Origin of the sequence: Mesorhizobium sp. LSJC269B00, from assembly GCF_000502815.1 — a bacterium.
Classification (GTDB): Bacteria; Pseudomonadota; Alphaproteobacteria; order Rhizobiales; family Rhizobiaceae; genus Mesorhizobium.
Window position 1 is genome coordinate 1 of record NZ_AYVN01000019.1, and the last position, 21915, is coordinate 21915.

17 protein-coding genes and 4 pseudogenes are annotated in these 21915 nt (G+C 58.1%); 12 read left to right on the plus strand and 9 right to left on the minus strand.

All coding sequences use genetic code 11. From position 1 onward, the window contains the following. The 5 genes and pseudogenes from X771_RS137295 to X771_RS1000000169505 all read left to right on the plus strand — a co-directional run. Nucleotides 1-795, plus strand: a 795-nt coding sequence (locus X771_RS137295; RefSeq protein ID WP_023690338.1) for an ATP-grasp domain-containing protein, incomplete at its 5' end; no start/stop codon positions are given. 762 nt (nt 796-1557) lie between these two features. Next, on the plus strand, nt 1558-2265 hold the full coding sequence (locus tag X771_RS137290) for a class I SAM-dependent methyltransferase (protein ID WP_023690339.1): 708 nt from the start codon (nt 1558-1560) through the stop codon (nt 2263-2265). A gap of 76 nt (nt 2266-2341) precedes the next feature. Beyond that, on the plus strand, nt 2342-3703 hold the full coding sequence (gene gabT / locus X771_RS137285; protein ID WP_084566840.1) for a 4-aminobutyrate--2-oxoglutarate transaminase: 1362 nt from the start codon (nt 2342-2344) through the stop codon (nt 3701-3703). Nucleotides 3704-4178: 475 nt separating this feature from the next. Continuing rightward, nucleotides 4179-5399, plus strand: coding sequence for an acetyl-CoA carboxylase biotin carboxylase subunit family protein (locus tag X771_RS137280; protein WP_031203253.1), 1221 nt, complete (start codon nt 4179-4181; stop codon nt 5397-5399). A gap of 184 nt (nt 5400-5583) precedes the next feature. After that, a pseudogene (locus X771_RS1000000169505) lies at nt 5584-5908 on the plus strand (IS481 family transposase); the annotation flags it as partial. A 987-nt stretch (nt 5909-6895) separates the two neighbouring features. On the opposite strand, the gene X771_RS1000000169510 reads toward X771_RS1000000169505, so the two are convergent. Then, the gene (locus X771_RS1000000169510) at nt 6896-7264 is read right to left on the minus strand and encodes a LysR substrate-binding domain-containing protein (protein WP_245262798.1); all 369 of its coding nucleotides are present in this window, start codon (nt 7262-7264) and stop codon (nt 6896-6898) included. Next, nucleotides 7218-7472: a hypothetical protein gene (locus X771_RS1000000169515; protein ID WP_245262799.1), complete on the minus strand. Its 255-nt coding sequence runs from the start codon at nt 7470-7472 to the stop codon at nt 7218-7220. The genes X771_RS1000000169510 and X771_RS1000000169515 overlap by 47 nt, the downstream gene beginning before the upstream one ends. Before the next feature lie 193 nt (nt 7473-7665). Between X771_RS1000000169515 and X771_RS01615 the strand changes: the two are divergent. Next, nucleotides 7666-8666 (plus strand): annotated as a pseudogene (locus X771_RS01615) (IS256 family transposase). Between the two features lie 44 nt (nt 8667-8710). On the opposite strand, the gene X771_RS137275 reads toward X771_RS01615, so the two are convergent. From X771_RS137275 to X771_RS1000000167515, 5 genes and pseudogenes are all read right to left on the minus strand, one after another. Then, nucleotides 8711-9043 (minus strand): LysR family transcriptional regulator, encoded by a 333-nt coding sequence (locus X771_RS137275; protein ID WP_023690347.1) that lies wholly within the window; start codon nt 9041-9043, stop codon nt 8711-8713. Nucleotides 9044-9299: 256 nt separating this feature from the next. Then, a pseudogene (locus X771_RS1000000169520) lies at nt 9300-9786 on the minus strand (transposase); the annotation flags it as partial. 197 nt (nt 9787-9983) lie between these two features. Beyond that, nucleotides 9984-10979 (minus strand): 2-oxoglutarate and iron-dependent oxygenase domain-containing protein, encoded by a 996-nt coding sequence (locus X771_RS137270; RefSeq protein WP_023690349.1) that lies wholly within the window; start codon nt 10977-10979, stop codon nt 9984-9986. 218 nt (nt 10980-11197) lie between these two features. After that, entirely contained in the window at nt 11198-11926 is a 729-nt protein-coding gene (locus X771_RS137265) for a class I SAM-dependent methyltransferase (protein WP_023690350.1), read from the minus strand. Nucleotides 11927-12852: 926 nt separating this feature from the next. Then, nucleotides 12853-14115, minus strand: coding sequence for an acetyl-CoA carboxylase biotin carboxylase subunit family protein (locus X771_RS1000000167515; protein WP_084566841.1), 1263 nt, complete (start codon nt 14113-14115; stop codon nt 12853-12855). Between the two features lie 311 nt (nt 14116-14426). Between X771_RS1000000167515 and X771_RS1000000167520 the strand changes: the two are divergent. After that, nucleotides 14427-14628 (plus strand): annotated as a pseudogene (locus X771_RS1000000167520) (transcriptional repressor TraM); the annotation flags it as partial. 438 nt (nt 14629-15066) lie between these two features. On the opposite strand, the gene X771_RS137250 reads toward X771_RS1000000167520, so the two are convergent. Continuing rightward, complete coding sequence (locus tag X771_RS137250; protein ID WP_023690356.1) at nt 15067-15489, minus strand: hypothetical protein; 423 nt, start codon at nt 15487-15489, stop codon at nt 15067-15069. A 279-nt stretch (nt 15490-15768) separates the two neighbouring features. Beyond that, nucleotides 15769-16935, minus strand: a complete 1167-nt coding sequence (locus X771_RS137245; protein ID WP_023690358.1) for a M24 family metallopeptidase — start codon at nt 16933-16935, stop codon at nt 15769-15771. Nucleotide 16936: 1 nt separating this feature from the next. Between X771_RS137245 and X771_RS137240 the strand changes: the two genes are divergently transcribed. The 5 genes from X771_RS137240 to ehuD all read left to right on the plus strand — a co-directional run bounded on the left by X771_RS137240 (nt 16937) and on the right by ehuD (nt 21887). Then, the gene (locus X771_RS137240) at nt 16937-18430 is read left to right on the plus strand and encodes a PLP-dependent aminotransferase family protein (RefSeq protein WP_156936046.1); all 1494 of its coding nucleotides are present in this window, start codon (nt 16937-16939) and stop codon (nt 18428-18430) included. Nucleotides 18431-18725: 295 nt separating this feature from the next. Next, nucleotides 18726-19607, plus strand: coding sequence for an ectoine/hydroxyectoine ABC transporter substrate-binding protein EhuB (gene ehuB, locus X771_RS137235; RefSeq protein ID WP_031203256.1), 882 nt, complete (start codon nt 18726-18728; stop codon nt 19605-19607). 104 nt (nt 19608-19711) lie between these two features. Next, nucleotides 19712-20497 carry an ectoine/hydroxyectoine ABC transporter ATP-binding protein EhuA gene (gene ehuA / locus X771_RS0135235; RefSeq protein WP_031203257.1) on the plus strand — a complete coding sequence of 262 codons (786 nt, stop codon included), beginning with the start codon at nt 19712-19714 and terminating at the stop codon, nt 20495-20497. A gap of 54 nt (nt 20498-20551) precedes the next feature. Next, entirely contained in the window at nt 20552-21223 is a 672-nt protein-coding gene (gene ehuC / locus X771_RS137230; RefSeq protein WP_031203258.1) for an ectoine/hydroxyectoine ABC transporter permease subunit EhuC, read from the plus strand. Between the two features lie 4 nt (nt 21224-21227). Further along, on the plus strand, nt 21228-21887 hold the full coding sequence (gene ehuD / locus X771_RS137225; protein ID WP_023690364.1) for an ectoine/hydroxyectoine ABC transporter permease subunit EhuD: 660 nt from the start codon (nt 21228-21230) through the stop codon (nt 21885-21887). The last annotated feature ends 28 nt before the right edge of the window (nt 21888-21915 follow it).

A 21915-nucleotide genomic window follows, 5' to 3' on the forward strand; every position in this document is an offset into this window, starting at 1 on the left:
CGCAACGCCGATGAGGTGGCCGAACATACGACCTATCTGTTGGGCGGGAAGCACATATGGCGGTCGTCGCCAAGGATGCTGGTTGAAGAGTTCGCAGAAGGCCCCCATTATATCGCTGAGATAATGGGAAATGAGGTCATCGGGATCACCGCTGCCGAATTCGGCCCCCCACCGCATTTCGTCTTTCGTGAGTTCATCTTTCCGGCCCTGCTGACCGATGACGAGCATGAGCGGATCGCCGATGTTTCGCTGAGCTGTTTGCGAGCTCTCGGCCTTGGTTGGGGGCCAGCGAACATTGAACTCCGGTGGACGAAGCGTGGCCCAGTCGTCATTGAAGTCAATCCGCGTCTTTCTGGCGCGCCCGATCCTCAACTGGTTCAGCTGGGCTACGGTGTCGATCTTGTCACCGAGCACATCAAGCTTGTCATCGGGGACGAATGGGATTTGCGCAGAAGGCATTCGCACATTGCGGCCGCGCGGATTCTGGTTCCTGATCGCGATGGCACCCTCGATTGGATAAGTGGCGACAGTCGGGCGGCTGCTATATCAGGTGTCGCCGAGGTCAAAATTTTTGTTGAATCCAAGACGCCGATCGTCAGGACAGGCGATTACAGAGACTGTCTCGGATATGTCATCGCCGCTTCACCCAGCCGTGCTCTGACCGAGGCGACACTCCAGCGTGCCCTCGAGTTAATCGATTGGTCGATCACACCATTGCCGCCCCTTGGCGAACAGGAACAATCCTTGGACCCAACCCTCTCTGCTCCAGCGTCGGCGGCGCCCGGTAAGAGATGATCGTGTCAAGCTCGTAGAGTTAGCAAACGGACAGCCCCCCGTGTCAAATTCCCGATGCTTGCATAACCGCCAGGTCAGCGACTAGCATGCTTGCCCCTACCACGCGAAGGGCGTTGCAGCAAACCACTACATACACCCGAAGGAACTCAAGATCGTATTCGAGCCCTTGCGACCGGGACGAGGCTCGCCAGCTCGAGCTGAGGCAGCAGCGCATGCTCCCTGAAGCGAGCGCAGTCATGCAGGATAGGCGTTGGCGATCAGTTTGCGATAAAGGCGCCCCAAGTTGCGCCTTTTCGTCGACGTTACTGGTGTGTGTTATGCTAACAGAATAACCGACTCTCTACCACGCCGTGCAGCAGGCCCACATCTGGCTCAAGGCCGCTGCACAACGTTGCTGTGTTGCGCGACCGCTCGCTTCCGGGAAGCGCGGTCTTCGGCGCGAATACTTATGCTAGTCCGCGGGATTGCTTCGAGGACTAGAAACTCGAAGAAGCAGTACGCGATCGTCCGACATTATGTCAGCTTTGTCTGGTCATGTCAGCTTTGTCTGGTCATGTCAGCTTGGTCTGGTGGGCGACACAGGCTTGTTTAGCCAATTTCGAATTTTTGCCTGCGGCCAAACAGCTGATAACAGCCACAAAAAATGTTTCTCGCCTAGTTCGGCCCAATTGGCACGAGTTTTGAGGCCCTGGTTTGCGAGGCGGCATCAGGTGCCGCCCGGCGCGCCGCCGACCATCTGCCCCCAATTAGGAAGGAACTGTCATGAACACCCTCGATCAGCAGACAGCACTGGAGCAGGCCGCACGAAAGCGCATCAAGGATTCCCACGCCCTCAACGGCGACGCCAGTCGCTTGGCCCACTTCTATCGCGAATGGGCCAGTTCCTACGATTTGGATGTCGGCCGCGACGGGTACTGCGGGCCGATGATCGTGGCGGAACTTGCGGGTGCCGTGCAGACGGCCTATTTGGCCACGCAGCGAACTGCCATCGCAATCCTGGACGCCGGCTGCGGAACGGGCCTCGTCGGCGTGGAACTGGAACGCCTCGGCTTCCGGTTGATCGACGGGATCGACCTCTCCGAGGAGATGGCCGAACAGGCCCGGCAAACCCGCGTCTACCGCCATGTTCAAGGCAACGTCGACCTTAACGGGCCGCTCTCCGACTACTCCAGCGCGAGCTACGACATTACGGTCTGCTGCGGCGCATTCACGCTCGGGCATGTCCGACCGGAGGGGCTGCGTGAGTTGGCTCGCATCACGCGCCCAAATGGATTCATCATCGCAAGCACCCGCAAGAGCTATGCGGAGACGGCATCCTTTGAGGACGAGGTGCGGCGTCTGCAGGATGCGGGCGTCCTGGTGCCGGCACAGCGTCTAAACGATGGCAGATACGTCGCCGAGGAGGACGCGCACTACTGGGTTTTCCAAGTTCCCGAGAAGGCCATCGCACCAGAGGAACAGGGGCTATGACCACGCTACCGCAAATCTCGCTGGCGAAGCTGGCAACCGATGCAAGGCGTGTTTGTACAGGGGAGTGCATTGCGGCATGACGGCACGATCGAGCGCGGAGTTCCAGGCGAGACGTGAGAGCGCACTGCCGCGTGGCGTTGCATGTGCGTTTCCGGTATGCGCGGAACGCGCCCAAGGCGCAGAGATTTGGGACACGGAGGGCCGTCGATACATCGATTTCATCGGCGGCATGGGCGCGCTTGCGGTCGGACATTCGCATCCGCAGGTCGTTGATGCGGTCAGAACGCAACTCAAGCGCTTCACCCATACCTTCTTCGGCAGCATTCCTTATGACGGCTACGTGCGGCTCGCGGAACGCCTCAACGCGATGGCTCCGTTTCCCACGCCGGCGAAAACCCTGCTTGTCACCACTGGCGCAGAAGCGGTCGAGAACGCGGTAAAGATCGCTCGTTTCCACTCGGGTCGAAGGGGTGTCGTCGTCTTCAGAGGAGGCTTTCACGGACGCACGTTACTGACCCTTGCGATGACCTCACAGCTCGACCCTTACAAACGCGGCTTCGGCCCCTTCCCCACAGATGTCTACCGCGCGCCCTTTCCTTCGGCCTATCGAGGCCCGAGTGCAGAGGAGGCCCTTCAGGCGCTTCGAGACCTCTTCGAGACGCAGATCGAACCCGACCAAGTTGCAGCCATGGTGATCGAGCCGATCCAGGGTGAAGGTGGTTTCCTGCCGGCGCCGCCGGAGTTCATACGCGGTCTGCGCGCTTTGTGCGACGCGCACGGCATCGTCCTGATCGCGGATGAGGTCCAGTCCGGCTTCGCTCGCACCGGCCGGGTTTTCGCCATCGAGCATTCAGGAGTGGAGCCGGATCTTGTAGCGCTGGGAAAGAGTTTCGGCGGCGGGCTCCCAATCGCCGCTGTCATCGGCAAGGCGGTGATCATGGACGCGGTGCCGCCGGGCGGACTCGGAGGCACCTACGCGGGGAATCCCCTTGCATGCGCAGCGGCACTTGCCGCCCTGAACGTGCTTGAGGAGGAGAACCTGGCTGCCCGCAGCATGGAAATCGGCGAGCGCCTTGCCTCCGGCTTCCGCTCCCTCAATCTGGGGACCAATTGCCCAATTATCGGCGAGGTGCGCGGTTTGGGCGCGATGATCGGCATTGAACTCGTCGATGATGCAATGTCCCAGCGCCCGGCGACAGCGCTGACGGCGAGGCTCGTGGAAGACGCCGCGATGCATGGTCTTCTGCTCGCCTCGGCCGGACTTGCGCATAACGTCATACGCGTCCTTGCTCCGCTTACAGTATCGAACGAGATCATCGACGAAGCCTTGGCGATTTTCGAGGATTCGCTTGCGCGGGTGGCCACGCTTCCCACGCTTGATTCATATGATCCCGACGAGATGGCCATGCTGCGCTTAGAAACAGAGCCGCAGATCTGATGGGTGAGCTTTTCCCGCTCCGCATCCAGGCGATGGGGGGAGACGATGGACCGCGTGCACGCTATCTCCTCGGCGGATTTGGACGGCATGAGCGCATGGAGCGCCGGCCGGCTGCTTTGCAGAAGGCTCCCGTTTCAGGGTTGTCGTTTTGATTGGACTTGACGTGAGGCGTAGCGAAGTGCGGCTGATCAGTCACACTTCGTATTGAGTGCTCACCGGCTCCGCAGCATTCGAGCGCGCGTCGTCATCCTCAACGATAGCCTCAGGGCCGCAAAAAGTAGCCTGCCAGGTTGTTTCGGCTGCTGCCGCCGCGCGGTATCAAGACGGTTGCAACAGATCCTTCAAATGAGCTTGCAGAACTTTCACGCCTCCCAACCGCTGACTAGGGTACAACGTCCGAGGTAAGGCACGGCTTCAAGAGCTTAGCCTGATTTACGCTTAGATGCCCCAACAGCACGCAATCTCGGAGTTTACAATGGCAAGAAGAGCGCTAATCCTGCTTGAAGGCACAAGCGCGAATGGCCAGCTATACGTCCAAGCCGCCCAGCGTCTTGGTCTTCATCCAATTACCCTGTCCGCTAACCCAGCGCAGTACGACTATCTTGCGCCGGAAAGCATTGAGGTAGTCGCGATCGACACAACCAAGCTCGACGCGCTGATCCACGAATGTTCCCGGTTGAGTGCGACCTATGACATTGCAGGGATTACGAGCGCCGAGGAGGCGGTCTATGCGACAGTTGGCGAGCTCTGTCGGTATTTCGAGCTACCGGGACCGAACCCCACAGCGATTGCACAATGCTGCGACAAATTCACTCAACGTCAGCTCCTCGCTGAGGGCGGCGTTCCAATCCCAGCTTATCGCTTGGCAGCGAATGGCGCGGAGGTAAAGAGCGCTGCTGAGGAGATTGGGCTGCCGGTGGTTCTTAAGCCGGCCGTGGGCGCGGGCAGCAGCGGCGTCCGATTATGCCGCGACTTCGATGAGCTAGCTGAACACACGACCTATCTGTTGGGCGGGAAGCACTTCTGGCGGTCTTCGCCAAGGATACTTGTGGAAGAACTCGCGCAAGGCCCCCATTATTGGGCTCACATAATGGGAAATGAGGCTATTGGTATTGAGGCCGCTGAGTTCGGCTCCCCACCTCATTTCGTCTTTCGTGAAGGTATCTTTCCGGCCCCGCTGACTGATGACGAGTATAAACGTATAGCCGAACTTTCGCTGAGCTGCTTGCGAGCTCTCGACCTCGGCTGGGGGCCAACGAACATCGAATTCCGTTTGACGAAGCGTGGCCCAGTCATCATTGAAGTCAATCCGCGCCTCGCTGGCGGTCCCCAAGCGGTTCAGTTGGCTTACGGTGTCGATCTTATCACTGAGCACATCAAGCTTGTCATCGGCGAAGAATGGAATTTGCGCAGAAGGCATTCGTATATTGCGGGCTGGCAGTCCCTGCTTCCTGATCGCGATGGCATCCTCAATTGGATAGACGGCGACAGCCGGGCGGCTGCCCTGTCAGGTGTCGCGGAGGTCAAACTGTATGTTAAACCCAAGACACCGATCTTCAGGAAAGGCGATTACCGAGACTCTATGGGATGTGTCTTCGCTGTTTCGCCCAACCTTGCTCACACGAAAGCGATCCTTCAGCGTGCCGTTGGCTTGATCAAGTGGTCGATCACACCATTTCCGACCATTAGCGAATAGAAAAAAGTCTGAACCCAACCCTTTCTGCTCCAGCGCCGGGGCGCCAGGTAAGAAATGATGGGCATGTAAGCCTGCCCGTTCGGGGAGAGATGATGGGCGGGCGAGGAATTCCAGTTCACCACCCCCGGCGCCGGTGGCTCAGCTGTACTGCCGATTAAGGAAGCAAATGGCAAACGGCGAGCAGTTCCGAGCGGACGCCTTCGAACATGCCTGCGCCAAGAACGACATTGAGCACCGCACGACCAAGCCAAGCATCCATGGACCAATGGGCCAGGTCGAGAGAATGAACCGGCCCCTCAAGGACGCCACCGTCAAGCGCTTGCACTACGAGAGCCACGATCAGCTCCGCCGACATTTAGCCGACTTCGTTGCCGTCTACAACTCTGCCTGAAGGCTCAAGACCCTTAAGGGCGGCCATACGAGTTCTGCAAGACTTGGGCTACATGCCAGAACGCTTCAGGGTAAATGCGGTCCAGCAACTGCCTGGACTTCTCTATTCGGCGTGTTGAAGTCAAGCGCCTTTTAAAGCCTTCCCTCGGCCAACGGCTTTTGATGTCTTCGCGGGCCTTGCTTCTCTTCGGGATCGGCGCGCGCTGGCCCTCCCAGCATGGGATCAGTTGGAATGAAGGACAATCTAAACAGCGTTCTCACCGTGTGCTCACGATCGATGCGAGTCCCGGCACGTCCTCTCTTCATCCTTCGTCCCGCGAAGGACATTCATCCACCCTTGGCAGATCTCGTTATCGGCTTTTCCCTTTCCTTTGCTGGACCGGCTATAAATTCACCGCTTCTGCATCCTCTCGCGCCCAGCGGAACTCACTGCCGTCGGACCCATATTATTCTATGCATGATAACCCTAATCTACGAGCAAGGGCGACGGTCGCTCTTTGCCGGCACTCGCTTGTCGGTGATGCCAGGCACATTCAACGCAACGCAGCGTGGGCGCTGCTGATCACCACGGCCGCGTCGAACTCGCAAACGTCGCCGATGGTGAGAACCAGTTCGTGCTCAGGAGGACCTAATGTTGTCGGGCCAGAAAGGGCCGGCCATGATCGGCGCTTGCAATGCCCCACCGAAGCTATGAATTTGAGAGTAAAGTCACGCACTTGTTGGTGATCAGCTTGGGGCAGCCCTTAGCGCTATTTACATCCCCAGATCAGATTGTTTCCTTTTTTCGATCTGCTCGCCCGGAAACGTCCGTAAGAATGGTGTCTTGCGGTCTCCAGCACTTCATCGCAGCGAGAGCTCTCTCGCCTGCCTGCCGAACTTCTGTCATTTTCGGAGGTCCCGCTAAGGCAGGGGCGACGGCACTCAGCACTGATCGGATTTCTTTCTGATCCTGTCCTGGAATGCGGAGCGGGAACGAAGCTTCAATTCTAGATCGAGAATTCCTAAATGAATCCACGCCCAGTAAACGTCGTCCCGAACCCGTGATGCCGATCACCGTACCGCTGTGATTCGGGCCATGCAGAGGCGTGCCGGCGCGAGTTCTAACTTCAAGCGTTCCGCTCTTCGGCCGAGATCTTCCGCAACCACTCGCGCAGCCGCTCGGCCCCCGGCGATAGGATCCGGTTGTCGTTCCACGTCAGACAGTATCCTCCCGGGGCGTCCAGCTTGAGGTCGGTAATCCTGACGAGCTTGCCCTTTTCGACCGATGTTCGCACCAGCCGGTGCCAGCCCACGGCAACGCCCTGATCAGCCTGGGCGGCTTGCGGAGCCACGAAGAACTTGCTGAACCTATGGCCACGAAGCGGCCCGTGTGGAATCCTGGCGCGGCGCAGGATCTCGTCCCAGCCGACCCAACCGGATTGGATCCCTTCAACGTGCAGGAGTGGCAATTCGGGCAAGCACTTTGGCGGTCGCATCGCTGTGCTCCTGGGCGAAGCCGGGACCGCAAACCGGGTAGATGACATCGCTAAACAACAGTTCCGCTGTCTGGTCAGGCCATGAGCCGCAGCTATAGCGGATGCGCAGCTCGACTTCGGCGCGCCGATAATCGCGCGAACTGTCGGAAATCACATGGTCGACTTTGATATCACCATGCTGTGACCAAAAGCGCCGCATGCGCGGCATCAACCACATCGACGCGAACGCATCGGTGGAGGCAATGGTCGTGTCCCATCAGGTGGTGTAGCTCGGCGGTAGCGAAGCCGCTCACGAGCGCGCCGTTAGCAGCGCTGTAGCGAGCGAGCGGCGTGTGGGTGGTCATCGGCGCTTTCCGGTAGGGTTTGGTTGTTGACCCCAACCCATTTCGGAAGGACCACTGATGACCGACGACATGATAAACCTGCGCACGCTCGTGGAGAAGACCCCGGATCCCGATCTGCTGCGGGAGATGATCGGCTTTGCCGCCGAGCGACTGATGGAAATGGAGGTGGGCGCGGCCACCGGCGNATCTCGACCCGGTCGGTTGACGACCTGGTCAAGGCCATGGGTATGAGCGGCATATCCAAGAGCCAGGTCTCGCGGCTGTGCGAGGAGATCGACGGGAAGGTGAAGGCCTTCCTCGAGCGGCCGATCGAGGGCGATTGGCCATACCTGTGGATCGACGCCACTTACCTGAAGGTCCGCCGCGGTGGGCAGATCGTCTCGGTCGCCGTTATCATCGCCGTCGGCGTCAACGCGGACGGCCGGCGCGAGGTACTGGGCATGGAGATTGGCACCTCGGAGGCCGAGCCGATCTGGACAGAGTTCCTGCGCAAGCTGACACGTCGCGGCCTGCGCGGCGTCAAGCTCGTTGTCTCCGATGCTCACGAAGGCCTCAAGGCGGCCGTCAACAAGGTGCTGTGCGCGACATGGCAGAGGTGCCGCGTCCACTTCATGAGGAACGTGCTGGCCCATGCCGGCAAGAGCGGGCGCCGCGTCGTCTCCGCTTTCATCGCCACCGCCTTCGCCCAGGAAACGCCCGGGGCTGCAAGCACGCAATGGCGCGCCGTCGCCGACCAGATCCGGCCGAAGGTGCCGAAGCTGGCGACAATCATGGACGACGCCGAGCCCGATGTGCTTGCCTACATGACTTTCCCCAAGGAGCATCGCGCCAAGCTGCACTCGACCAACCCGATCGAGCGCCTCAACGGCGAGATCAAGCGGCGCACCGAGGTCGTCGGAAGCTTCGCGAACGACGATGCGATCGTGCGCCTCGTCGGCGCAATCCTGCTCGAGCAGAACGATGAATGGGCAGTGCAGCGGGCCAGATATATGACTCTGCAAACGATCAGCCAGATGAGCGATGATCCCCTGATCAGCCTGCCAGCCGTGGCGCGCTGATCAGCCCGGCCCATGCCGGAGAGCACGGCGACTAATGCCGCCAGCTACACCACGCCGCGGGACACGATCGAGGCAATCGTTACATTGCGGGAATAATCGCCGCGTTTGATGGCCCTGACGACATCGGACGCCTTGGAAAAACTGCTTGCCAGCACGCTATAGAGGTCCTTGCCAGCGCTGGTAAGCCTGACGTCGGTTCCAGGTCCCGCAAACAGCGGAACGCCAAGCTCGTTCTCAATGGCTTTGATCTGCCGACGGATCTCTCCCGATGTCACGTCTAGCTCGGAAGCCGCAAGCTTGAACGAGAGATGGCGTGCCGATGCCTCGAATACCTCAAGGGCAGTCGGGGACGGGAGATCGTAATATTGACAAACCATTGAAAAACCCAATCAGATCGACAGTCTCGAACCAAACAACAGGGTACCCACGCCGTCCTCTGGCCCATAGACGACCGCAGTTTACAGGCGTTAAAGTTGAGAGACTGGTCAATCACCAACGGCCTCGGTGACGGATTGCGGCCGTCCGCCGTGACCCACGCAAGTTGCGTGCCGAATTCGCGCACCGTTTTACGCACCACTCACCCATACCGACGGCCCGGCCGTCATTGGCCTAGCTGCGACCGATATCGGCCTTGCCGCTCGCCAGGATCGGCACGGTGGTGCCGTCATCATGCAGACAGCTTCGCAGCAAGCACATGCGCCTCGGTTGCGCGTGCACCGGCTTCAGCACCGCGGCACAGGGCCGACTGGTCTGCCAGCGTGGAGAGGCTCAGATCGATGCCCGCGCAGTGATAGCGCTCGCTCTGCCGGTTCAACGGCTAATGGTGGGCAATCTTCTCAAACAGGACCGCCAACAGGTTAGGCCCAGCAAAGCGGCGCGGCTCACATATGAAGGGTGCAGGCGGCTGGTCTCGCATTCGCGAGAGGCGACTTCTCGCGTTCGGTCTGGATCACTTTCCACTGGCGCGGGATGACCTCAGGGTCTTAGTGATGTCCTCGCCAAGCTTCGCCAGTCTGGCCGAACCAGTACGACGGAGTGGCAAATGACCACGCGTTCACGCGGCAGATGCTCGGGACAGCTTCCTCGATGGTCGTTTGCGCTCGAAGGCCCTAATCGTTGTCGGCGACCGCGCCGCCATCGGTGTCGTGCCTGACAGTATTGTCTCACCCATGGCGTTTTATCTGAAATTCCATCCGCGGGCGACTTCGAAGGCCCGCCTGTTTGCGGACTGGCTCGCCAAGGACGTTTGGATGGCTGTAGTTCTCCGGAATGAAGCGCGGCAGGCAGTGTCACGTGGTAAGTGCCTGTCCGCTCTCATCACGCTTTGGCCAAGTGAGCGTAACTTGCTGCGAATCGCCCGAATTTGTGCTCGCCGCAAATCACCGGCTTGTAGCGAAGCGGGTTGCTGTCCGTGACAAATGAGGGCAATGGTTCGATGATCGCATTGAAATCGGCATCAATAAAGAAGGGGATCGAGTATCGTTCGCGGCCCGAGCTATTCACCACGCGGTGCATGTTCGCCAAGTATAGATCGTTCGTGAGCCGCTGAATCAGATCGCCAATGTTGATTACGAATGTGCCGTGGATTGGAATGCCCTCGATCCAATCGCCATGGCGGTTCATGACCTGAAGACCACCCACATCGTCCTGCGCCAGGACGGTCAGATTCCCGTAATCCGTGTGGGCGCCAATACCGATGATCTCTTCGCCAACACAGCCACTCTGCGGCGGGTAGTGAAGCAGGCGCTGAATGCTGATGGGGTTGCGCGTGAGGTTCTCGAAATAGCTTTCCGACAGGTCCAGACTGAGCGCAATGCCCTGCAAGAGTTTTTTCGCGAGGTCCACCATCTTTTGATGGTATCCGTATGTCAGTTCCCGAAACTCGGGCAGACTTGAGGGCCACTGGTTGGGGCCAAAGAACGGACCTTCCAGCGTCGAACGTTCAGGTCCGAAGTCAAAGCACTCCTTCAGGTCTTTCGTTTTGCCCGGATCGGTGTTCTCCCCGAACGGCTCAATGTATCCGCGCAGGGCCACATCGGATTTGCTAATATGCAATGTCATCTTCTGCGACATCGGCAGATCAAAGAACCGACGGCTCACATCGAATACCGAATCCACGAAATCCTGAGCAATACCGTGGTTCTTCACATACATGAACCCAGTGTTCGACAGGGCCCAACGTATCTCCTTGGCCACCATCTGTTTGTTGCTGCCATCGAGAAGCGGCGCTATATCAACCAGGGGGATCTTGTCAAAGCTTTCGCGTTTCGCGCGAAGCTTGTCGTCCAGTTTGGCAACGATATCCTTAGACATGGGCACACCTTTGTTTTGGCAACAGGAGCCGGCGCGACGATTGGCGCATTTTCTTGGTGGACTGGCTGCGTGAAGAACAGTCAGGAAGCCTTGGATAGCTTGTGCGGTGCATTCTTTGGGGGGCGTGCTCAGCAATGTAGAAGAACCCGAACTCCTGGTAGGGCATACGCAGGGGCTCGTGCTTGTCGTGTCGCGTCGCATCGGCCGTCAGCTTTTCGTCAGAGAGTTTTCGGCAACGTTGTCATGGCCGGTCCTCCGTTGGCACTGGGGTTCTCGGGCACCTGGAAAGCCCAATAGTGTGCGTCCTCCTCCGCCAAGTATCTGGCGTCCTTTAGACGTTGTGTCGGCACAAGTATGCCCGCATCCTCCAGACGCCGCACCTCCTCTTCGAAGCATTCGGTCTCGGCATAGCTCCTGCGGGTGCTTGCGATGATGAATCCATTCGGGCGCGTGACGCGAGCCAGTTCGCGCAGTGCTTCCGGTCGGACATGCCCGAGCGTCAAGACACCGCAGCAGACCGTGATATCATAGCTCGCGCTGGAGTAGTGGGAGAGCGGCCCGTTGAGGTCGACACCGCCTCGGACGTGGCGGTAGACGCGGGTTTGCCGGGCCTTTTCGGCCATCTCCTCGGAGAGATCGAGGCCTTCGATCAACCGGAAGCCGAGGCGTTCCAGCTGGACTCCTAGCAGGCCCGTTCCGCAGCCAGCGTCCAGGATTGTAATGACTGCTCGCTCCTTGGCCAAATAGGCTGTCTGCACGGCACCCGTCAGTTCGGCCACGATCATCGGCCCGCAGTATCCGTCGCGGCCGACATCCAGATCGTAGCCACTGGCCCATCCGCGATAGAAGTGGGCCAAGCGATCGGCGTCGCCGTCGAGGGCGTGGGAATCCTTGATGCGCTTTCGTGCGGCTTGCTCCAGTGCCGTCTGCTGATCGGGGGTGTTCATGTCAGCTCCTCCGTGTAGTGGTAGATGGTTATCGGCGGCTCGCGGTCGCCACCTGCTGCCGCTTCAAAACTCGTGCCAATTGGCCGAACGAGGCGAAGAAAAAATTGTGTCACTTTTTCCAGCTATTTGGCCCCAGCAAAAATCAGAAACTGGCCGAACAAGCCTGCGTCGCCGACCGGACAAAGCTGACAGAATGTTGGATGCCGTCATCTGAGGCCCTGTACGTTGAGGTCGCCTAAGAGGTACTTTTACGGAAATAGTGGCCTACCAGAGACACCGAGAGCAAGACGGAAGAACAGGCGGCTGCGGCGCTCCAAGGCTTCGGTTCAATCGCCGAAACTGCGGTCCACCAACTTGCAGATGTCAGCGCAAGGATTGACTGACCGTGGGGAGGTGGGCGTCGGCTGCACAGGAGCTCAGTCCCTCCTATGTCGGGCTCCGTTCGCTAATCGCAGCGTGCAAGCTCTGGCCTCAGGTCTCTGAGTGGCACCAGTAGCTGGTCGATGAGCTGTGCCATCGGGCCCGGATCGAGCCGCTTGAAATTCACCTCGAAGAGACGCGACAATGAGGGCATCCGTTCTGGCGGCAACTCGAAAGCGCGAGTTTCCAGCCCTCGAAGTAAATCGTGGTCAAGTCGGGTTCCCTGTTGGCATGAGATATCTAGAGCGTCGGCGAAAAGCGGTTCGCTTGATTGTCCACTTGTGGCGCCGTGCCCTGACGCAAACTACTCCGCTCGGGCTCAAAGCTTATCGACGTACGTCAAATCCTCAGGGAAGGCGCAACTTCGGCGCGTTTATCGCAGACTGATTGGCAACGCCCATACGGCATGGGCGCTTCTCGTTTCAGGAAGCTTGCGATGCTGACTCAGCTCGAGCCGGCGAGCCAAGCCGCCGGCGTTGGAGCAGAGAGTGGGCCTAGAATCGTTCCTATTCGTCACCGGTCGGAAATGGTGTGACCGACCAATCGATCAAGTCAACGGCGCGCCGAAGTATCGCCTCGGTCTGAGCTCGGCTTGGAGAAGCGGCGGCGACGTGTCCGAGACAGTCTCGCCAGTCGCCTTTCCTGACGATCGGCGTCTTGAGTTCAACATAGAATTTGACGTCGGCGACACCTGGCACGGAAGCCGCTTGACTGTCGCCACCGATCCGATCGAGGATGCCATCGCGATCAGCAACCAGGAACTGCACAGCCGCTGTGTGCGAATGCCTTCTACGCAAATCGAATTCCTCGCCGATGGCAAGCTTGATGTGCTCGGTGATGAGATCGACACCGTAAGCCAGCTGAACCAGTTGGGGAGAGGGCGTGCCCGGAAGACGCGGATTGACTTCAATTACGACTGGGCCACGCTCCGTCCACCGGAATTCAATGTTCGTCGGCCCCCAGTCAAGGCCGAGAGCTCGCAAACAGCCCAGCGACACATCGGCGATACGCTCATGCTCGTCATCAGTCAGCGGAGCTGGATAGGTGCTCTCACGATAGACGAAATGCGGTGGGCGGCCGAAGTCAATAGTGCCAATCCCAACGACCTGATTTCCCATTATGTCAACGGTATAATGGGGGCCTTGTGCAAATTCTTCGACGAGTATCCCCGGCGAGGACTGCCATTTGCGCTGGGTAGGCGAAGGCACGCGTATGTGCTTTCCGCTCAACAGATAGGCCGTGTGTTCGGCTAACTCATCGACGTTGCGGCACAATCGGACACCGCTGCTGCCGCCGCCAACGGTTGGCTTAAGAATTACCGGCAGGCCGATCTCTGCGGCTGAGCTTTCTACGTCCGTCGCATTCGCTGCCACGCGGTAAACAGGTATTGGAACGCCAGCCTCCGCGAGGAGCTGACGTTGAGTGAATTTATCGCAGCATCGTTCAATGGATGCGGGGTTGGGTCCCGGTAGATTGAAATGCCGGCAGAGCTTGCCGACTGTCGCATAAACCTCCTCCTCCTGGCTCGTGATGCCAGCAATGTCATAGGTCTCACTCAGCCGGAAACATTCGCGAATCAGCGCATCGAGATCATCTGTATCGACGCGGATTGTCTCAGACCTTTCCGACGCAAAATAGTCGTACTGAGTGGACGCTGGATCGGCCGACAGGATAATTGGATGAAGGCCAAGACGCTGGGCCGCTTGGACGTACAGCAGACCACAACCGCATGGACCGCCTTCAACCAGGATGAGCGCTCTTCTTGCCATTAGCGTTGACCTCCGTTGCGTGCTGTGCGGCGGTCTGAGTGCAACCACGCGTCGGCTTTTTATTCGCGCCTGAACCCAGACTTGCGATAAATACCATCGTCAGCGATTTGCAATCGCAAAGGTTCTGTAAATTTAGTTGAAGGATCTGTTGCAACGTTGCGATTGCTGGCGGAGCGTCTCGATGAATTTCTGGTCGACAAACGCGCCAACACCCGGTATCGACACTAGCAGCTGACATGGTGAGCTTTCCCGCGCAGCGGCGACAAGCTGCCGATCAAGTTCCGCCGCCCGGTCGCGTCCCCACGGGGGCAGCCATCCGCACATACCGGCGTCTGGTGGACAAGGCCGACAAACTGTTTCAGGCCTTGCCTGACGCTTACAAGTCCGGAAAAGCGGCCAGTGGCGCTCGGCATCTCTGTTACATCGAAGCCGCCGTCGATGCACGCGCAGATGAGCGTCGTGAACACATTGATCGGCTTCCTCGGCTTTATCCCGAAGGCGTCGGTGAACTAAGTTTCAGATCAGATGAGCTTTCTGCGAGACGCGGCGGCAACGGCGTCGATCTCCCCGTCGAGATCAATCGTCAGCTTCTCTGAGGCGAGGGTGAAGATCGACATCGAATATGCAGGAGAAGCCGAAGCCGGTCTACGCCGAGCCTGGCCAAGCCCGCGCCCAGGCGCTCCGCATGGTGTGGCCAATCGTTTGCCGCCGATTGGAGGAATTCCCCAAGTCAACGCCACGCAGCTCTTTAAGGACCGTTGGAAAGAGTTGGCACGGTATCCCTAGTGAGTTGTCTGTGGAATGCGACCTGCAAGCGCATTCCCGTGGTCAAATTTCCAAACACCCCGACCTTGTTCTCGGCTAGGAAGCGGTCGCCTTCGGCCCCCGGGCAAGAAAAACCGTGCGTACCTGCGCGGGCGGGAATTGAAAGCGGCGTATCGCATCAGGTGATCATGACTGGGATAGCGACGCGTGCACTGCAGAAATGATGTCAAAGGTGGGACGCTGAAGCACACTTTGAATCTGATCCACAAAGGGCGAAAACGCACAGCATTCGACGATGATCGCGCCGAGATTTTCGTTGCGCAACGAGCTTTCGCAAAGTCGGTTCAGTGTAGCGCCGATTAGATCCCAGTCGTAGACCGCGTCAGGTCGGTTTATCTGCCGCCAGGCTTCAGTTCCCTCAATCCCCGCCTTTGTGATTCTGCCTTCCTGCAGTTGCGGCCACGCGGCACGCAAATGCGCGTCAGATAGGGCCGTGGAATCAAAGCAGATGATTGCAATCTTCTGTCTCGCGGGTGTAATAGCTGCGAGAACAGGAAGAAGCAGTAGGCTAGACGTCAGCGTGGGCAGGCCAACGGTTTCTTTGATCATGTTATGATATAATACCGAGTACCCGCAATTCGAGATAATCGCTGAACATCCACGATCCTTCAGCCGACGAGCGGCTTGTAGATAAGCATCCCGTACATGAGGGAGATCGTGAAGTATGTCGGGTACAGACACCTCTTTGACAACCTCCTCGATCACACCCTGTGGGAAAACTCCGGTCTGACCCAAACACCGCGACGGGCAGCCCCTTGGTTTAGGCTCGTCGAGGCGAAGTAGGCCTAGCGGAGTTACTACCGGGCTCGAAGTCATGAAATGCTCCCTTTAGGAGACGGCAAACAATTCACGCGGCATTCGGGAAAAGGATTCGCAGCCCTTTTCCGTCACGCGAATGGTCTCACTCAGGACAAAGCTGAGTTCGCCCTGCCACATCCCAAGAATTACGTGAAAAATCATATTGGGCTGGAGTTCGGTCGTATCGCCCGGCCTCAGGCTGGCCGTGTGTTCACCCCAATCGGGCGGATAGCCCAGGCCGATGGAATAACCAATTCGAGACGATTTGTTCAGACCGTGTCGCGAAATCACGTTCCGCCAGACTTCCTCCATTTCCGAGCATACTCGTCCCGGAGCGATGGCAGAGAGCACGGTCTCCATTCCTTCTCGCACAACAGCAGCAAGTTGACGCAATTGCCCAGGTGGGGTGCCCAAATAAACACTTCTCGCCAGACCGGCATGATAGCGAGCCCGACAGCCGCCAAGTTCGATGTTCACCACTACGTCACTGCCTACGGGATCGTCGGTCCAGGAAAGGTGGGGTGCGTCTGCTCGGGGGCCAATCCCCATGACCAACCCGCCAGGGACAGCGCCTCCGAATGACTCTGTCCCAGTGATCTGGGCCTGCATGATCCGCGCAGCCAAGTCGCATTGCCTCATGGACGGGGTGATGGCATCGATACCCGCCCGCATCGCGCAATCTGCTATGACGCCAGCCTGTTTTATGAGTTCGACCTCCGCCTCTGATTTGATGATGCGAACCCAGTTGACCAGGTTCGAGCCGTCCTTGAAGGTGCAGTTGGGCAGCGAGGATTGCAGCCGCTCAAAGCATCGTGCGGTAAAGAAGTAGTTGTCCATTTCGACACCGACGACGCGATTGCCGAGTCCTCTTCGGTCAAGCTCTTGGGCGACAAACTCCATAGGATGTCGCTCCGTCGACTGAACATAGTGGTCGGGGTATCCAATTACATCGCTCGACGGCAGATATGCCGTGCTGGTCGCACATGGAACATCGATGCCACGGCCCACCCAAACCGGCTGATGATCGAGCGCGACGATAACCATCTGGTGCGTGTAGAACGACCAAGCGTCGTAGCCGGTTAGATAGTTCATATTTTCCGGCGAGGTGATCAGCAGCACCTCGATCCGGCGCTGCATCATCTCTTCCTTGGTTCTCGCAAGGCGGCGCGCGTATTCTTCCAATCCGAACTGAGGCATCGTGGATCCCTTTGCATTTCGCGTCACAGGTGATACGACGCTTGCTGACCATGTCAATTGCTGTATTGGATCAGCACAATATCTGGCAAAGAGGGAGAACATGCGTTGGACTTGGAAGCCCGTGCTATCCTCATTAAAGGGCGCGAGGTACCAAGCAATCGCGGACGCCATCGCCGCCGCGATCGATTCCGGCGAACTTCGGCCGGGGGAAAGATTGGCTCCTCAGCGCGACCTGTCATTTCGCATGGGGGTCAGTGTTCAGACCGTCTTTCGGGCCTATGCCGAACTCGAGCGCCGCGGTCTGGTATCCGGGGAGGTCGGGCGCGGCACCTACGTGCGGTACGCGAATCTAGACAGAGTGCCCGGCTCAATCGTCGACAAAAGCGAAGAAGACCTTTTGGACTTCTCGACTATGGCGCCAATAGTCGGAGACAAGCATGTCCAGGCTCTCCGAGATATGCTAGCGGCGCTATCGAAGTCGCGAGAGCTCGAATCCCTGCTCGCACACAGGCCGATCGTGGGATTGCATCATCATCGAAGCTTGGGCGCCGATTGGCTGAAGGCCTTAGGTCTGAAGGCTTCTTCAGAGACGATATTGATTACGAATGGCTGCCAGCATGGCCTTTGGGTCGCGCTTGCATCTCTGACGGAGCCCGGCGATGTCGTCGCAACCGATCATCTCGTCGACAGCAGCATCATCACAGCGGCCACGATCCTAAAACTGCAGCTGCGGGGGTTAGCCAGCGACGAGAGCGGCGTGCTTCCGGACGTTTTTGCCGCCCTGTGCAGCCGTGAACCGGTAAAAGCAGTCTGCCTGACCCCAACCCTCAACAATCCAACCGCGAGCTTTATGGACGAGGAACGACGACGCGCTATCGCTGAGGTCGCGAGAAGGTTCAACGTCTGGATCATAGAGGATGACGTCTTCGGTCCGCTTGTCGAAAGGCGGCCGCCTCCAATAGCTGCGTTCGCTCCAGAGCGGACGTGCTACGCGACAAGCTTTTCCAAGAGCGTAATGCATTCCCTTAGGACCGGTTATCTGCTGGTCCCCGAGGATCTGGTTTCGAGAGCAGTTTCGCGGCTAAGGACGACAGGTTGGATGTCGAATTCGTTCGTCGCCGAGATCAGTTGCAGATGGCTTTCCGATGGGACAACAACTGAATTGATTGCCTGGCAAAGGCAGAAGCTTGTGCAGCGCCACAAGATCCTCCATCGGGCTCTAAAAGATGTTCAAAAAAATACGTGCCCGACATCGCTGCACGTTTGGTTACCTCTCCCCGGGCTCTGGCGCACGGGCCCTTTCGTCGAAGAGGCCAGACGGAGGGGGGTTTTGGTCACCGGACCGGATCCTTTCATCGTCGGTCGGGAGGCGGACCCACACGCGGTGAGGCTAACGATCGGCGATTCCGTTCGCGACGATGACGATTTTAAGCGAGGAGTAGAAACGTTGGCGCGCCTGCTCGTCAGCGACCCTGAGCCGACCTTGCCGCCATGAGCGATAGTTGAGCTTTCGTCACCAAGCTTCTCCCACGCACTCGCCATATGCAGATTCAAAATCAGTGCAACGACGGGGAGTTTAGGATCTGCGAGCAAATGGATCATGCCAATTTCACGATTGACATGCATGTCCTCTGCTGGAACTGTGGCACGTAATCGGCCGGAAAGCGAAGGCCGCGCACAATCGGTGCCGCGTGCGTAGAGCGGCTTTGCTGGTGGGAGCTTTTGGTCCGCCGATTTCGGTGCGGCGCATAAGCGTTGCCACCTCAAAAAGATAATAAAGGGGAACGAACATGAGAAACTTCCTTAATTCCATTCCTCACCAACGCACATTCTGGGCGGTAGCTGGAATCGCCGTTCTTCTGCTCGCGTCGATGGGCATTCGGGCAGCCGAAGCTGAGGATGAAGTCAGCGCGCTCAAGCAGAAGGGCACAATTACGTCAGGCGTTGCGAACGAGGCACCGTGGATGATCGTGGGATCGGACGGCACCCTCTCAGGCGTCGGCCCCGAGGTTGATCGTGAGGCGCTGGCGGCAACCGGTGTTTCCAATTATGCGGCGCAGGTGATGGACTACGGCGCGATGATCCCCGCGCTGCAGGCAGACCGTGTCGATATCATCTCGTCAGGTGCTCTATTCATCAAACCTGCCCGTTGTGAGCAGGTCATCTACTCAGAGCCGGTTGTTTGCAATTCCGAGGGCTTTCTGATGAAGAAGACCCTCCAGGCAAAAATTCAAAGTTACAAGGATGTCGCAGAGGGGAACCTTCGCATAGGTGTCTGTGGCGGCTGCTCTGAGCAGCGGTTTGCGACTGAAGCCGGTGTTTCGCCTCAGAACATGGTAATTTTCCCTGACGGCGTCAGTGCCCTCAAGATGCTCCAAGACGATCGCATTGATCTGTTCGCACTGCCGGATGCCTCCTTGGAGGCCCTACAAAAACAGAGCCCGGATGCCAACCTGGCAGTTGTTTTTCCCGTCAAGGGCACTCCAATCGGCTGCGGTGGCGCCGCGTTCAAAAAGGAAGACGTCGCCCTGCGCGACCTTTACAATCAAGGGTTGGCGAAGATTGTCGCCAACGGCCAGTATGCAGCGATCATGGCAAAGTATGGCCTGTCATCGCACGTACGCTTGCGTGAGGGCCAGACGACCGCTGCTCTGTGTTCCGCTTCACAATGAAGTCCTGCTGACGGGCGGTGTCCAGCAACGTGGGGATTGGACGCCGCCGCAGAGGCTTTTGAGCGGAGGTCCGTTTAGCTGAATATAACGCAAGGATCTCCGGTATGACGAACCCTGCTGTCGAGTTTCGGGGCGTCCGCAAGCACTATGGCGGAAAATCCATTCTCAATGACCTGTCTTTCTCTGTGCAGAGCGGAGAACGACTGGCATTGATCGGGCCTTCAGGTTCGGGCAAGACCACCGTGTTGCGGATATTGATGACGCTGGAAAACATCGACGGCGGAGATGTCCTTGTTGGAGGGCAATCGGTATTCTCAGAAGTGCGAAACGGCTCGCGGCAAGCAGCCTCTAGTCGGCATTTGACCCGCATGCGAAGCCAGCTTGGAATGGTGTTTCAGCACTTCAACCTCTTTCCACATAAGACGGTTCTGGAAAACGTCACCCTGGCACCGATTCTGACGAAACAGAACAGCCCGACAGAGGCACGACGGGCCGGCCTCGATCTCCTTAAGATTGTCGGGCTTGAGGACAAGGCAAACGAACGTCCAGCAGCATTGTCTGGAGGACAGAAGCAGCGGGTCGGTATCGCCAGGGCGCTGGCGCTAAAGCCACAGATACTTCTGTTCGATGAAATTACGTCCGCCCTGGACCCGGAACTCGTCGAGGAGGTGCTCGCGGTGATCACCAAACTGGGACAAGAGACGGACGTGACTATGTTGCTCGTCACGCATGAGATGAGCTTTGCCCATGATTTTGCTGACCGTGTGCTCTTTATGGACGCAGGCTCAATCGTCGAAGAAGGAACTCCCGAGAAAATCTTTCGCGAGCCGTTCTGCGAACGGACAAGAGCGTTCTTGAAGAAGATCATAGCTGCTGGCCAACGTCTTTGATATGGCTCCAAACGGCTGGCCGATCGCGTCAGAACCAGCGAAGGTATGTTCTCAATGTGGTTAGTCGATCAAGGCTTCGGTTACTTCCTGCTCATCCTTCAAGGTGCGTGGGTCACAGTTGAAATTACGATTGCCGGCAGCCTTATCGCCTTGCCAGCGGCGCTGCTCGCCGGTTTGGGCAGGTTATCGCGAGTCGCACCAATTCGCTGGATTAGCACCGCCTACATTGAATTCTTTCGCGGTACGTCCGTGATCGTTCAGCTTTTTTGGGTTTATTTCGCACTGCCACTGTTTGACGTCCGCCTTTCTCCTTTCCAAGCTGGTTCGCTAGCGATCGGACTGAACGTGGGAGCCTATGCAGCCGAAGTCGTCCGGGCAGCCGTGCGCGCTGTCCCGAAAGACCAACTTGAAGCGGCAGTGGCCCTGAATCTCAGCCGCAGTCAGTCGTTGAGGCACATCGTTTTACCGCAGGCGTTCGTCATCATGCTTCCAGCCCTCGCCAATGCCGGAATTGAACTCCTAAAGGCGACTTCAGTTGTTTCGCTTATCTCGCTGGCGGACATGACCTTCAATGCGCAAATCGTACGGATGCAGACCGGCCAGACCGCGGGGCCATATCTATCAATCCTCGTTGTGTATTTCATTTTGGCGTCTGTGATCGCGTGGGGCACGCGAAGCCTGGAGCGGCGCGTTAACCTTGGCCTCGACCGAAGCTGGAAACCCTGACCTCATGACCTGGGACTGGCAATTCGTAGGCAAAATCCTGCCAGACATGTTGGCCGGCTTGTTGGTGACTATCGAAGCCACGCTGCTTGGCTCGGCCCTGGCGATGACACTTGGGTTGCTCTTCGCCTTCGGTCAACGTGTTCAAAGCGCAGCTTTGCGGCGCGCGACCAGGTTTTTCGTCGAGTTCATTCGACGGACGCCACTGCTCGTACAGTTGTATTTCTTGTTCTACATTCTTCCCGATTGGGGCATTATCCTATCCCCACTCACTTGCGGCGTTTTCGGTCTGGGCTTGCATTATGCCGCATATACATCCGAGGTCTATCGCGGCGGGATCGACAATGTAGCGCGCGGCCAATGGGATGCTGCGAAAGCTTGCAATCTCTCTTCCTGGCACACCTGGTGGCAGATCATTTTGCCCCAAGCCATCCCGCCAATGATACCAGCCCTGGCCAACTACTTCATCGCGATGTTCAAAGAAACTCCTATCTTGTCAGTCATTTCACTCATGGAGGTTATGGGTGTAGCGCGGCAAGAAGCGAACATCTATTACCGCTATCTCGAACCTATATCGTTGGTCGGATTTTTGTTTCTGGCGATCAGCATCCCCGGGATAATACTGACTAGACGCCTGGACCGCCTCTTTAATTCCGCGCCGCGCTAGGAAGGGACGAGAGTGACGGGCCAATAGG